Genomic DNA, 13,181 nt, shown 5'->3' with positions numbered 1-13,181 from the left:
TCACACTGAATAATTACGATTGACCGATCAAGCCGCCGGTACGCGCGGCAAGGGACTGGAATGAAAAAGAACACGCTCGCCACCATCGTCATCGTCGTCGCCGCCGGCGCCGCCGGCGCCTGGTATATGAACCGGGGCGCCGAAGCGCAAGGCGCCCATGGCGGCCCGGGCGGGAAGGGCGGCGCCCAGCCGCCCACGGCCGTCAACGTCATCACCCCGACGCGCCAGGATGTCGGCGTCGACGTGGCCGCGAACGGCACCGTGACCGCGCAGCGTAGCGTCGACCTGCGCCCGCGCACGACCAGCACGATTCGCCAGGTCCACATCAAGGAAGGGCAGTTCGTGAAAGCCGGCCAATTGATGTTCTCGCTCGACGACCGCAGCGACCGCGCCGGCGTGGCCCAGGCCGAGGCGGAAGTGGCGCGCGGCCGCGCGACGCTGGCCGACCTGGAGCGCCAGTACAAGCGCAGCCAGGAACTGGTTGCCCAGAAATTCCTCGCCCAGAGCGCGGTCGACACGCTGCGCAGCCAGGTCGAAGGCGCGCGCGCCGCCCTGGCCGCCAGCAACGCCGCCGTGCGCGCCAGCCAGGTCAACGCCAGCTACACCAGCATCCGCGCGCCGATGGCGGGCCGGGTGGGCGCCATCGGGGTCTACCCGGGCAGCCTGGTGCAGCCCGCCACCTCGCTCACCACGATCACCCAGCTCGACCCGATCGACGTCGCCTTCACCCTGCCCGAATCGAGCCTCGCTTCCCTGCTGGCCGCCCAGAGGCGGGGCAAGGTCGCCGTGGAAGCGACGGTCGGCGGCGCAGCCGAGCCCGTCACCGGCGCACTCTCGTTCGTCGACAACGCGGTCGACCCCACCAGCGGCACCATCCGCGTGAAAGCGCAATTCGGCAACAGCGAGAGCCTGTTGTGGCCGGGACAATATGTGAATACCCGCGTGACCGTGCGCACGATCCCGGACGCCGTGGTGATTCCACAAAATGCGATTATCATCAACGCCCAGGGCACCTTCGTCTACGTGGTCGAGAACAACGGCACCGCGCGCCAGGTGCCGATCGCACGCCAGCATGCGTTCGGCTTGAACGCGGCGGTGACCGGCTTGACCGGCAACGAGCAGGTCATTACCGAAGGCAAGCAGAACCTGCGTCCGGGCGGAAAAGTGCGCGTAGCTGGCGCCAAGCCGCAACGCGCGCCTGCGGCGGGAAAGGATAAAGCGGCATGAATGTGTCCGAACTGTGTATCCGCCGCCCGGTCATGGCCGTGCTGCTGTCGATCAGCCTGGTGCTGGTCGGCGTGCTGGCCTACCTGCATATCCCGGTCGCGGCGCTCCCCAGCTATAACACCCCGGTCATCAACGTCGGCGCCAACCTGCCCGGCGCCAGCCCCGAGACCATGGCCTCGTCGGTCGCCCTGCCGCTGGAAAAGCAGTTTTCGACGATCGCCGGCATCAAGCTCATCACCTCGACCAGCACCCAGGGCAACACTTCGCTGACGCTGGAATTCGACACCGCGATCGATGTCGACAAGGCGGCGGTCGACGTGCAGGCGGCGCTGCTGGCCGCCCAGCGCCAGTTGCCGCTGGAAATGAACGACTTGCCGTCCTACCGCAAGGTCAACCCGGCCGACTCGCCGATCCTGTTCATGCACATGACCTCGCCGTCGATGAGCCTGTCGGAGCTGAACGACTACGCCGAAAACATGATTTCGCCGGCAATCTCGACCTTGCCGGGCATCGCCCAGGTCACCGTGAACGGCCAGAAGCGCTTCGCCGTGCGCGTGCGCGCCCGCTCCGACCTGATGAATGCGCGCAACATCTCGATGGACGAACTGGCGACCGCGCTGCGCGCCGCCAACTCGAACGCGCCGCTGGGCGTGCTCGACGGCCCGGCCCAGACCCTGACCATCCAGGGCGGCGACCAGCTCATGAAGGCGGCCGATTTCGCCAAGCTCATCGTCGCCACGCGCGAAGGCTTGCCGGTGCGCCTGCAGGACGTGGCCGAGGTCGAGGACAGCTACCAGTCGGTCAAGGCGGCCGGCAGCCTCAACGGCGAACGCTCGATCGTGCTGATGGTGCAGCGCCAGCCGAACGCGAATACCGTCGAGGTGGTCGACTCGGTGCGCGCGCTGCTGCCGAAATTCGAGCAGCAATTGCCGGCCTCGATCAAGATCCACCTGGTCAACGACCGCTCGATCTCGATCCGCGAAGCGATCCACGACGTCAACCTGACGCTGGCCGGCACCATCGTGCTGGTCATCCTGGTCATCTTCCTGTTCCTGCACCGCCTCAGCGCGACCCTGATTCCGGCCGTCACCGTGCCGATCTCGCTGCTCGGTGCGCTCTCGCTGCTGTATGCCCTCGGCTATAGCCTCGACAATATTTCGCTGCTGGGCATCACGCTGGCCGTGGGCCTGGTGGTCGACGATGCCATCGTGGTGCTGGAAAACATCGTGCGCCACATGGAGCTCGGTAAAAAACCTTTTCATGCGGCGCTGGTCGGCTCGCGCGAGATGGGATTCACGATTATCTCGATCTCGATTTCGCTCGTGGCCGTCTTCATTCCGATCTTCTTCATGCCGGGCGTGATCGGCCTGCTGTTCCGCGAATTCGCCGTCGTCGTCGGCCTGGCCGTGCTGGTCTCGGCGGTCGTGTCGCTGACCCTGGTGCCGATGCTGTGCGCGCGCCTGCTCAAGGGCAGCGGCCATGTCGAACCGCACGACATGTCGTGGATCGGGCGCCGCTTCGAAGCCATGTTCGTGCGCGTCCGGAATGGGTATGCCAGCAGCCTGGACCGCGCGCTGCGCCACCGCTTCCTGGTGCTGATGCTCGCCTTCGGCACCCTGGTGCTGACGGTCGTGCTGTACTCGAGCATGCCGAAAGGCTTTTTCCCCGAGGAAGACCTCGGCCAGCTGCGCATCACCGTCGAAGCGGCCGAGGACACGTCGTCGGCCAAGCTGATGGAATTGCAGGGCAAGGTCGTGGACGCGATGCGCGCCAACCCGCACGTGCAGGACGTCACCTCGTTCACCGGCGGCGGCAATACCGGCCGCATGTTCCTGGTGCTGGTGCCGCGTTCGGAGCGCCCGCCGATGCCGGAAGTGCTCGACGCGCTGCGCAAGGCGACGCGCAACATCGCCGGCGTGCAGGTCTACATGGCGCCGGTACAGAACCTGCAGCTGGGCGGGCGCCAGAGCAAGAGCCGCTACCAGTACTCGCTGCAAAGCGTGTCGGGAGGGGAAATCGGCGGCTGGGCCGACCAGTTCCTCGAGCGCATGCGCGCCGACCCGAAATTCCGCGACGTCACCAGCGACGCGCAGAACCGCGGCCTGCAAGCGACACTCGACATCGACCGCGACAAGGCGGCCCTGCTCGGCGTCGAAATGGCCGACGTGCGCACCGTGCTGTACGCGGCTTTCGGCGAACGCCAGGTCTCGACCATCTATTCGAGCGCGGCGAGTTACTACGTGATCCTGGAGGCGGCCGAAGCCGACCGCTACTTCGACGACGCGCTGGGCAAGGTCTCGGTGCGCTCGAATTCCGGCGCGCTCGTCAAACTGTCGAGCTTTGCGAGCGTGCGCCGCACGGTCGGCCCGATCGCCATCAACCACCAGGGACAATTGCAGGCGATCACGCTGTCGTTCAACCTGGCGCCGGACGTGCCGCTCGGCGACGCCACCGCGGCGATCGAGGAAATGGGCCGCGACATGAAGCTGCCCGCATCCGTCATCACCCAGTACGGCGGCGACGCCGCGGTGTTCCAGGACACCCAGTCGAGCCAGCTGATCCTGATCCTCACCGCCATCGGCGTGATCTACGTGCTGCTCGGCGTGCTGTACGAAAGCTATATCCACCCGCTTACCATCCTGGCCGGCTTGCCGTCGGCGGCGGTGGGCGCGCTGCTGACGCTCTGGATTTTCGACAAGGACCTGACCCTGATCGCGATGATCGGCATCCTGATGCTGATCGGTATCGTGAAAAAGAATGCGATCATGATGATCGACTTCGCCCTCGATGCGCAGAGGAATGCCGGCATGACGCCGGAGGAAGCGATCCGCGAAGCCTGCATCCTGCGCTTGCGTCCGATCCTGATGACGACGCTGGCGGCGATGATGGGCGCGCTGCCGATCGCGCTGGGCATCGGCGCTGGCGCCGAACTGCGCCAGCCGCTGGGCCTGGCGGTGGTGGGCGGCCTGATCTTCTCGCAAGTGATCACGCTCTACATCACGCCGGTCATCTACCTGTATCTCGACAAGTACAGCGGCACCGGCCCGATGACCGACGACGACGTGGCCGCCTTCGAGGCCGGACATCCGGCCCACGAAGCGCACGAGGCGATCAGGCAGCGGTCGCGGGCCAGTTAAACAAGTCGTCACAGTTGTCAGGACGGCAAGCATGTGGGCCGGGCCAGGCCGATCGCGGCGCGGCGGCGCAGCGGGAAGGCCCCAAACCGGGTAGACTTCGGCACTGGCCGCCTTGTGCCGACCTTCACTCCAGGAAGTGCTATTGAACTTGCGTGACGATCCCCATACCTGCACGAACAACAGCGATGTCTGCGCGCATTGCGGGCAGCCCCTGCCCGAGCAGCGCGTGCTGAAGTATGGCGAGCGCCGCGCCAACCGTACGGGCCTGGCGGTCACGATCCTGCTGCACTTGTTGCTCGTCGCGCTTTATTTTTACAAGCCGGAAAAGACCGAAAAGAAAGCCCGCCCGCCGGCCGGCGGCGAAGTCGTCTATGTGCAGCCGCTCGCCAAGCCGGCGCCGCCGCCGCCGCAAAAGTCGGCCGTGCGCACGCCGAGCAAGCCGTCGAAAAGCGCCCGGCCCCCGGCCGCGCCGCGCGTCCAGCGCTTGCCCGATACCATCACCATTCCCGACGAAAAACCGGTGGAGGTGGCCAAGGCCGAACCGGTCCCGGAAACCAAGCGCGAGGAAATCCCGCCCGAGATGGACATGGCGGCCTATCTCGCCAAGCGGCGCCAGGCACGCGGCGCCACCGACCCCAGCACCTCGACCGAGGAAAGCGAAGCGGCGCGCGGCACCCGCAATGCGCTGGCAAATATTGCGGCAATCAACAAGCGCGGTCAGGACGACGCCAACGAGAGCGGCGGCGTGTTCTCGATCTCGAACAAGACCTTCCACAGCATGGACTTGAAGTTCCGCGGCTGGAACCCGAACTTCAAGCGCCGCTGGCTGACCTCGGTCACGGTGGAGCAGGGCAATGAGCCGGATGTCGAGACCGCCGTCGTCAAGAAGATGATCGAACTGATCCGGCGCGAAAAGACCGGCGACTTCGAATGGGAGTCGCACCGCCTGGGGAAAGTGATCACGATGAGCGCGCGGCCGAAGGATACGGCCGAATTGCAAGCGTTCTTAATGAAGGAAATGTTCCCGGAATACAGGGCGCCGGCGCGCTGACCGGCGCGGCCGGCATCGCGAATTCAGCCGCCGGCCTTCAGCTTCCTTGCCACCTCCAGCGCGAAATACGTCAGCACGCCATCGGCGCCGGCGCGTTTGAAGGCCATCATCGATTCCATCATGACCTTGTCGTGGTCGAGCCAGCCGTTCTGCGCGGCCGCCTTGATCATCGCGTACTCGCCGCTGACCTGGTAGGCGAAGGTCGGCACCCTGAACTCGTCCTTTACGCGGCGCACCACGTCCAGGTAGGGCATGCCCGGCTTGACCATCACCATGTCGGCGCCTTCGGCCAGGTCGAGCGCCACTTCGCGCAGGGCTTCGTCGCTGTTGGCCGGGTCCATCTGGTAGGTGTTCTTGTCGGCCTTGCCGAGATTGGCGGCCGAACCGACGGCGTCGCGGAAGGGGCCGTAGAAGGCCGACGCATACTTGGCCGAATAGGCCATCAGGCGCGTGTGGATGAAGCCGCGTTCTTCGAGCGCATTGCGAATCGCGCCCATGCGCCCGTCCATCATGTCCGACGGGGCGACGATGTCGACACCGGCTTCGGCCTGGGCCAGCGCCTGCTTCACCAGCATCTCGATCGTCTTTTCGTTGACGATGTAGCCGTTTTCGTCCGGCAAGCCGTCCTGGCCATGGGTCGTGAACGGGTCGAGCGCGACGTCGGTCAGGATGCCCAGCTGCGGGAACTGTTGCTTGAGCCTCCTTACCGCGCGCGGCACCAGCCCGTCCGGGTTGGTCGCCTCGATCCCGTCATAGGTTTTCAGCGATGCATCGATGACCGGGAACAGCGCCAGCACGGGAATGCCGAGCGCCACGCATTCCTCGGCCTGCTTCAACAGGATATCGACCGACACCCGCTCCACGCCCGGCATCGAGGCCACCTGCTGGCGCTGGTTCTCGCCATCGAGGATGAAGACCGGATAGATCAGGTCGGCCGCGCTCAAGGTGTTTTCGCGCATCATGGCGCGCGAGAACGGGTCGCGCCGCATGCGGCGCATGCGCGTTGCTGGGTACTGGCCGGTAATGATGGAAGGCATCGTGGTCGCTTTCTTCAGGAGTGGTCGGGGGCCTGGGCGCTGGCGTCAGGTGCTTGTCGTTCGTCGCCGCCACCATCGATGGCGTCGTCGATGTCCGCTTCCTCGATGTCCAGGCCGATCAGCTCCTGGATCTTGGCGTCCGCTTCCTCGATGCCGATGCGTTTCAGGGCCGAGAACAGCTGCACCGTGAACGGGAAGCCTTCGCCATCCTCGTCCACATAGCTTTCCAGCACGCCCTTCGCTTCGCGCAGCACGTTGGCCTGCTCGTTGCGGTTGAGCTTGTCGGCCTTGGTCAGGATGCAGTGGATGGGTTTGCCGGTCGGGGCGAACCATTCCAGCATTTGCGTGTCGAGATCGGTGAACGGGCGGCGCGAATCCATGATCAGGACCAGGGCAGCGAGCTGCTCGCGGCGCTGGACATAGTCGCCCAGCAGCTTTTGCCAGTGCAGCTTGGCATTGCCCGACACCTCGGCATAGCCGTAACCGGGCAAGTCGACCAGCATGGCGCGGATTTCGTCGACGATCGTCGGGTCCTTGCGATGCTGGCCCACGTGGGCGCCGCCGATCGAGAAGTAATTGATGTGCTGGGTGCGGCCAGGGGTCTTGGACGCGAACGCCAGGCCCTTCTGGTTGGTCAGGATGTTAATCGCGGTCGACTTGCCCGCGTTGGAACGGCCGGCAAAGGCGATCTCCGGCACCACGGTGGCGGGGAGATCGCGCAATTGATTGACGGTCGTGAAGAAGCGGGCTTGCCAGAGTTTGGACATGGGGGAAAGGTGAAAAAGGCAATGAAATGAAGCAATGAGGAAACAAAGCTATTGTACAATAAGGGGTTATCAATTGTTTGCGTCGATAGCCAAGGGCCGGGAAGGACGGGCGCGTTCTACGCGCAGCCGTTCCGGGGAACTTCGCGAGGGCGCCGGTAAGCGCTGTACCATCAAATTGTGTCGACTTTTTCAGGGTGCTCGAATGAATCGTGTGTCTGTACCGTCCGCTAAAGCGGTGTTCGTGAAATCGTTGTTGGTTGCAAGCCTGGCCCTGGGCGGCATCGCTGGCGCAGCCGAAGCGCAGCGCCCCGCCGCCAAACCCGACGCCGCCAAAGGCGCCACCCTCTACGAAAGCGGCGACGGCGCGCGCGGCCTGCCGGCCTGCCTGTCCTGCCACGGCGCGAACGGCAATTCGACCATCGCCGTCAATCCCAAGCTGTCGAACCAGATCGAAGCCTACACCCACAAGCAGCTGGTCGACTTCACGACGCCGCAACGCGTCAATCCGGTGATGACCACCTATGCCAAGATGCTGACCGACGAGGAAAAGCGCAACGTCGCCGCCTATCTCGCCGTGCAGAAAGACAAGCAGGGCGCGGCCAAGAACAAGGATACGGTCGAGCTGGGCCGCAAGATCTATCGCGGCGGCATCGGCGAGAAGGGCGTCGCCGCCTGCGCCAGCTGCCACGGCGCCGCCGCCGGCGGGATTCCGATCCAGTATCCGCGCCTGGCCGGCCAGCACCAGGACTACACGGTCGCCCAGCTGATGGCCTTCCGCGCCGGCGCGCGCACCAACAGCGCGCAAATGACGACGCTGGCGCAGCGCATGTCGGACGCCGAGATGAAGGCGGTGGCCGACTACATCGCCGGTCTCCGGTAACGCACGGTATGGCCGGGTAATAGTATGGCTGGATAATACAAGGGGCGGCAGCGCGAGCTGGCGCCCTTTTTGCTGCACACTATGCTGGACGAGACGTTGGCGGAACCATGAACACCTCTGGAATCGAAATCACGACGCGGCGCCGTTCCCTGGCCGATGCGGTCGAGCTGGTCTCGTCGATGCGCTTTGCGATCAGCCTGCTGATGATCCTGGCGATCGCCGCCATCATCGGCACCGTGCTGCGCCAGAGCGATATCATGCCGAACTACGTGAACCAGTTCGGCCCGTTCTGGTACGAAGTGTTCCGCAAACTCGGCCTGTACACCGTCTATACCAGCTGGTGGTTCCTCCTGATCCTGCTGGTGCTGATCGTCTCGACCAGCCTGTGCGTGATCCGCAACGCCCCCAAGATGATGAAGGACATGCGCAGCTGGCGCGATTCCGTGCGTGAAGAATCGCTGCGCAATTTTCACCACAAGAGCGAATGGGTCGCTCCGCTCGACCCGGCCGCCCTGGTCCGGCAAAGCGCGCTGCGCCTGGGCCACGCCGGCTACAAGGTCAAGATCGTCGAGAAGGAACACGCTACCCTGGTGGCCGCGAAGAAGGGTGCCGGCAACAAGTTCGGCTATATCTTCGCGCACACGGCCATCATCGTGATCTTGCTGGGCGGCATGCTCGACTCCGAATTGCCTATCCGTTTGCAGCAATGGTTCCTCGGCAAAACGCCATATACCGGCGGCGGCCTGGTGTCCGCCGTCCCCAGCCAGCACCGCCTGTCCGTGGCGAACCCGACCTACCGCGGCAACATCCTGCTGGCCGAAGGGCAGACCGGGCGCGTCGCCTCGATCGCGCAGGCGGGCGGCACGCTGCTGCAGGAATTGCCTTTCGACCTGGAACTGAAGAAATTCCATATCGAGTTCTACTCGACCGGCATGCCCAAGCTGTTCGCCAGCGACGTCGTCGTGCACGACCGTGCCGAGCGGACCAGCTTCCCGGCCACGATCAAGGTCAACGAGCCCCTGATCTACCAGGGCGTGGCCGTCTACCAGTCGAGTTTCGAGGATGGCGGCAGCCGCCTGAAGCTGACCGGTTTTCCGATGGCCGGCAGCGACACGAAAACCTTCCCGATCGCCGGCGAAGTCAATGGCGCGACCGAGCTCAAGGCGGCGGGCACGACCTATTCGGTCGAATGGTCGGGCTTTCGCCCGTTCAACGTCGAGAACGTCGCCGCCGACAACGACGTGCGCGCGGTGACCAAGGTGCAGTCGATCAACGAGCAGCTGACGGCCACGCTGGGCAAGGCGTCCGGCTCGGCCGGCAAGAATGCCGACAACAAGGACTTGAAAAACGTCGGCCCGAGCGTGCAGTACAAATTGCGCGACCAGACCGGCCAGGCCAAGGAATTCCTGAACTATATGCAGCCGGTCACGCTCGAGGGCAGCCAGGTGTACCTGGCCGGCGTGCGTTCCAGCCCGTCGGAAGCCTTCCGCTTCCTGCGCATTCCGGCCGACGACGCCTACAGCGTGCGCGAGTGGATGCGCCTGCGCGCGGCCCTGGCCGATCCAGGCTTGCGCGCCGAAGCGGCGCGCCGCTATGCCGCGCGCACCATGGCGCAGGGGCAGCCGGGCGGCGACAGCTTCGCCGGCCAGTTGCGCCAGTCGGCCGAGCGCACGCTCGCCATGTTCGCCGGCGAAGGCACGCCGGGCGGCTTCGTGGCGGTGGCCCAGTTCCTGGAAAAGATCCCGGCGGCCGAGCAGGAGAAAGCGGCGGCGGTCTTCATCAAGATGCTCAACGGCGTGCTGTGGGAGCTGTGGCAGGCGGCGCGCGCGCGCGACGGCCAGGCCCCGCTGGCAGGCAGCGACAGCCATGCGCGCTTCCTGCAGCTGGCCACGAATGCCTTGTCCGACAGTTTCTTCTACGGCGCCCCGGTGTATTTGCAGCTCGACGAATTCGTCGAGGTCAAGGCCTCGGTGCTGCAGGTGACCCGGTCGCCCGGCAAGAAGATCGTCTATCTCGGCTGCGTGCTGCTGGTAGCCGGCATCTTCGCGATGTTTTATATTCGCGAACGGCGCCTGTGGATCTGGGTACGCCGGCAGGAAGGCGGGGCGCACGCCCTGATGGCAATGAGTACCCAGCGCAAGACGCTGGACTTCGATAACGAATTCGCCGAACTTGCAGCCAAGTTGCCGCAATCGGCGTAAGCTGGCAGCCGAGTCAGACCACATGGCACTGGAGACAAGCATGGAAGCATCCCGACCGAACCCTGGCGTGATCTACAAGGAAACGCCCGGCTATTTTCGCCGCCTGGGCGCCGCCGACTGGCTGTTCGGCGCCGGCCTGCTGGCGGCGGTGCTGTTCGCCTTGAACCGCTATGCCGGCTACATGGACGGCTACGAGCGCGCCATCCTGCTGCTGACGGCGCCGACCTTCGCCGCCCTCGGCTGGCACTGGAAGCCGGTGCGCTGGCTCATTCCGCTCGTCGCGCTGCTGTCGCTGTGGGCAATCTCGCTGTACGGCGGCACGCTGGCCGCGGCCGAGCAGAAATTCCTCCTCAAGTACATGCTGTCGAGCCAGTCCGCCATCTTGTGGATGAGCGCGCTGTTCGCGTTCTCGACCGTGTTCTACTGGATCGGCCTGCTGGCCCGGTCCGACACGGGCACCGCGATCGGCTCGCGCCTGTGCTGGGCCGCCGTCGTGCTCGGCTTTACCGGCATGATGGTGCGCTGGTTCGAAAGCTACCTGATCGGCGCCGACGTCGGCCACATCCCGGTGTCGAACCTGTACGAGGTGTTCATCCTGTTCGCCATGATCACGGCCCTGTTCTACCTGTATTACGAAGAGCGCTACGCCACGCGCCAGCTGGGCGCCTTCGTGCTGCTCATTATCGGCGCGGCGGTCGCCTTCCTGCTCTGGTACACGGTCTCGCGCGACGCCGCCACGATCCAGCCGCTGGTGCCGGCCCTGCAAAGCTGGTGGATGAAGATCCACGTACCGGCCAACTTCATCGGCTACGGCACCTTCGCCCTGGCCGCGATGGTCGGCACCGCCTATCTGCTCAAATCGCACGGCATCCTGGCCGACCGCCTGCCGGCACTCGAGGTGCTGGACGACGTCATGTACAAGTCCATTTCGGTCGGCTTCGCCTTCTTCACGGTGGCCACCATCCTCGGCGCGCTGTGGGCGGCCGAGGCCTGGGGCGGCTACTGGTCCTGGGATCCGAAGGAAACCTGGGCCCTGATCGTCTGGCTCAATTACGCGGCCTGGCTGCACATGCGCCTGATGAGCGGCCTGCGCGGACGGGTGGCGGCCTGGTGGTCGGTGGTGGGCTTGCTGGTGACGACGTTTGCCTTCCTCGGCGTCAACATGTTCCTGTCGGGCCTGCATTCCTACGGCGAGCTGTAATCCTCACTACCAGGCAAGGCGATTTGACGAATTCGTGTATCGTAACGATTCAACTTGCCTGGAGTAGCAATGCCCATCCTATCCTCCCGCGACGGTTCGAATCCGCCGCTTGCTTCCGAAATCACGCCGCGCGAGGTCTATGAAGAGCGGCGCAAGTTCATCGCCCGCATGGCCGCCGGTGCCGTCGCCGGCAGCGCCTTGTGGGAAATGGCCAACCGCGAAGCCTTCGCGCAGGCGCCGGCGGGGCAGAAGCTGGCCGCCAGGGCGAATCCGGCCCTGTCCACGACCGAGCCGCGCACCGCCTTCAAGGATGCCACCGGCTACAACAATTTCTATGAATTCGGCCTCGACAAGGGCGACCCGGCCGAGAATGCCCACACCCTGAAAACCCGTCCGTGGACGGTGCTGGTCGAGGGCGAAATCAAGAAGCCGGTGCGGCTCGATATCGACAGCCTGATCAAGCTGGCCCCGCTGGAAGAACGCGTGTATCGGCTGCGCTGCGTGGAAGGCTGGTCGATGGTGATCCCCTGGGTCGGCTATTCGCTGTCTAACCTCATCAAGCACGTCGAGCCGAACGGCAACGCCAAATATGTCGAGTTCACGACGCTGGCCGATCCGAAGCAGATGCCGGGCCTGCGCAGCCCCGTGCTCGACTGGCCGTATGTCGAAGGCTTGCGCCTGGACGAAGCCATGCACCCGCTGGCGCTGCTGACCGTCGGCATGTACGGCCAGGTGCTGCCGAACCAGAACGGCGCGCCCGTGCGCCTGGTCGTGCCCTGGAAGTACGGCTTCAAGTCGGCCAAGTCGATCGTGCGCATCCGCTTCACGCGCGACCTGCCGAAGACGGCCTGGAACGTCTCGGCCCCTTCCGAATACGGCTTTTATTCGAACGTGAACCCGAAGGTCGACCACCCGCGCTGGTCGCAGGCGACCGAACGGCGCATCGGCGAAGACGGCTTCTTCAAGAAGAAGCGCGAGACGCTCATGTTCAACGGCTATCCTGAAGTGGCGTCGCTGTATGCCGGCATGGACCTGAAAAAGTTCTTTTGAACGATGGCGTTCGCTCCTTCCGCCACACAGCTCCCGCTCATCAAGGGTGCGGTCTTCATCGCCGCGCTGCTGCCCTTCATCTGGGGCCTGTGGCTGGTGCTGCAGGGGGTGCCGGTCGACCCGCTCGAATACATCACCCACGAGACGGGCGACTGGGCTTTATACCTGCTGTGCGTCACGCTGGCGGTGACGCCGGTGCGGCGCCTCACCGGCTGGAACTGGCTGGTGAAACTGCGCCGCATGGCTGGCCTGTTCACCTTTTTCTACGCGCTGCTGCACTTCATCGCCTTCCTCTGGTTCGACCATTTCTTCGACGTTGCCGCCATGCTGCGCGACGTCGCCAAGCGGCCCTTCATCCTGGTCGGCTTCACCGCCTTCGTGCTCCTCATTCCGCTGGCGGCGACCAGCACCAACGGCATGATCAAGCGCCTGGGCGGCAAGCGCTGGCAATGGCTGCACCGGCTGATCTACCTGATCGCGCCGCTGGCGGTGCTGCATTTCTGGTGGATGAAGGCGGCCAAGAACAACCTGGCCCAGCCGGCGCTGTTCGCGGCGCTCGTGATCGTGCTGCTGGGGGTGCGGCTCTACTGGAGCTGGGGCAAGGCGCGCACGCCGGTGCGCGCCTGAAAC

At 65.0% G+C, this 13,181-nt stretch carries 10 protein-coding genes; 8 read left to right on the top strand and 2 right to left on the bottom strand.

Annotation, left to right across the window (positions count from 1 at the left end; genetic code table 11):
• The first annotated feature begins 60 nt into the window (after positions 1 to 60).
• The 3 genes from ACFPOU_RS17740 (at position 61) to ACFPOU_RS17730 (ending at position 5,415) form a co-directional block, all read left to right on the top strand.
• Positions 61 to 1,227, top strand: a complete 1,167-nt coding sequence (locus tag ACFPOU_RS17740) for an efflux RND transporter periplasmic adaptor subunit (RefSeq protein ID WP_379724195.1) — start codon at positions 61 to 63, stop codon at positions 1,225 to 1,227.
• Complete coding sequence (locus ACFPOU_RS17735) at positions 1,224 to 4,364, top strand: efflux RND transporter permease subunit (protein WP_379724192.1); 3,141 nt, start codon at positions 1,224 to 1,226, stop codon at positions 4,362 to 4,364. Before ACFPOU_RS17740 ends, ACFPOU_RS17735 begins: the two co-directional genes overlap by 4 nt.
• Before the next feature lie 142 nt (positions 4,365 to 4,506).
• Positions 4,507 to 5,415, top strand: a complete 909-nt coding sequence (locus tag ACFPOU_RS17730) for a hypothetical protein (RefSeq protein ID WP_379724189.1) — start codon at positions 4,507 to 4,509, stop codon at positions 5,413 to 5,415.
• A 23-nt stretch (positions 5,416 to 5,438) separates the two neighbouring features.
• Here the strand turns inward: ACFPOU_RS17730 and hemB are convergent, their stop codons facing one another.
• Positions 5,439 to 6,452: a porphobilinogen synthase gene (gene hemB / locus ACFPOU_RS17725; protein ID WP_379724186.1), complete on the bottom strand. Its 1,014-nt coding sequence runs from the start codon at positions 6,450 to 6,452 to the stop codon at positions 5,439 to 5,441.
• Positions 6,453 to 6,466: 14 nt separating this feature from the next.
• A complete protein-coding gene (gene yihA, locus ACFPOU_RS17720) occupies positions 6,467 to 7,219 on the bottom strand; it encodes a ribosome biogenesis GTP-binding protein YihA/YsxC (RefSeq protein ID WP_379724182.1) in 753 nt (250 codons plus the stop codon).
• 202 nt (positions 7,220 to 7,421) lie between these two features.
• Between yihA and ACFPOU_RS17715 the strand changes: the two genes are divergently transcribed.
• From ACFPOU_RS17715 to ACFPOU_RS17695, 5 genes are all read left to right on the top strand, one after another.
• Entirely contained in the window at positions 7,422 to 8,099 is a 678-nt protein-coding gene (locus ACFPOU_RS17715; RefSeq protein ID WP_379724179.1) for a c-type cytochrome, read from the top strand.
• A 107-nt stretch (positions 8,100 to 8,206) separates the two neighbouring features.
• Complete coding sequence (locus ACFPOU_RS17710) at positions 8,207 to 10,300, top strand: cytochrome c biogenesis protein ResB (protein ID WP_379724176.1); 2,094 nt, start codon at positions 8,207 to 8,209, stop codon at positions 10,298 to 10,300.
• 40 nt (positions 10,301 to 10,340) lie between these two features.
• Positions 10,341 to 11,501 (top strand): c-type cytochrome biogenesis protein CcsB, encoded by a 1,161-nt coding sequence (gene ccsB, locus ACFPOU_RS17705; protein WP_379724174.1) that lies wholly within the window; start codon positions 10,341 to 10,343, stop codon positions 11,499 to 11,501.
• 69 nt (positions 11,502 to 11,570) lie between these two features.
• The gene (gene msrP / locus ACFPOU_RS17700; protein WP_379724171.1) at positions 11,571 to 12,551 is read left to right on the top strand and encodes a protein-methionine-sulfoxide reductase catalytic subunit MsrP; all 981 of its coding nucleotides are present in this window, start codon (positions 11,571 to 11,573) and stop codon (positions 12,549 to 12,551) included.
• Positions 12,552 to 12,554: 3 nt separating this feature from the next.
• Positions 12,555 to 13,178 (top strand): protein-methionine-sulfoxide reductase heme-binding subunit MsrQ, encoded by a 624-nt coding sequence (locus tag ACFPOU_RS17695; RefSeq protein ID WP_379724168.1) that lies wholly within the window; start codon positions 12,555 to 12,557, stop codon positions 13,176 to 13,178.
• The last annotated feature ends 3 nt before the right edge of the window (positions 13,179 to 13,181 follow it).

It is taken from the genome of Massilia jejuensis (assembly GCF_042656795.1).
GTDB classification, from domain to species: Bacteria; Pseudomonadota; Gammaproteobacteria; order Burkholderiales; family Burkholderiaceae_D; genus Telluria; species Telluria jejuensis.
This window is presented reverse-complemented; position numbering and strand designations above follow the sequence as displayed.

Coding starts and splice junctions, on each gene's coding strand:
- ACFPOU_RS17740 (WP_379724195.1), top strand. CDS start 61: ATGAAAAAGAACACGCTCGCCACCATCGTCATCGTCGTCGCCGCCGGC.
- ACFPOU_RS17735 (WP_379724192.1), top strand. CDS start 1,224: ATGAATGTGTCCGAACTGTGTATCCGCCGCCCGGTCATGGCCGTGCTG.
- hemB (WP_379724186.1), bottom strand. CDS start 6,452: ATGCCTTCCATCATTACCGGCCAGTACCCAGCAACGCGCATGCGCCGC.
- yihA (WP_379724182.1), bottom strand. CDS start 7,219: ATGTCCAAACTCTGGCAAGCCCGCTTCTTCACGACCGTCAATCAATTG.
- ACFPOU_RS17715 (WP_379724179.1), top strand. CDS start 7,422: ATGAATCGTGTGTCTGTACCGTCCGCTAAAGCGGTGTTCGTGAAATCG.
- ACFPOU_RS17710 (WP_379724176.1), top strand. CDS start 8,207: ATGAACACCTCTGGAATCGAAATCACGACGCGGCGCCGTTCCCTGGCC.
- ccsB (WP_379724174.1), top strand. CDS start 10,341: ATGGAAGCATCCCGACCGAACCCTGGCGTGATCTACAAGGAAACGCCC.
- msrP (WP_379724171.1), top strand. CDS start 11,571: ATGCCCATCCTATCCTCCCGCGACGGTTCGAATCCGCCGCTTGCTTCC.
- ACFPOU_RS17695 (WP_379724168.1), top strand. CDS start 12,555: ATGGCGTTCGCTCCTTCCGCCACACAGCTCCCGCTCATCAAGGGTGCG.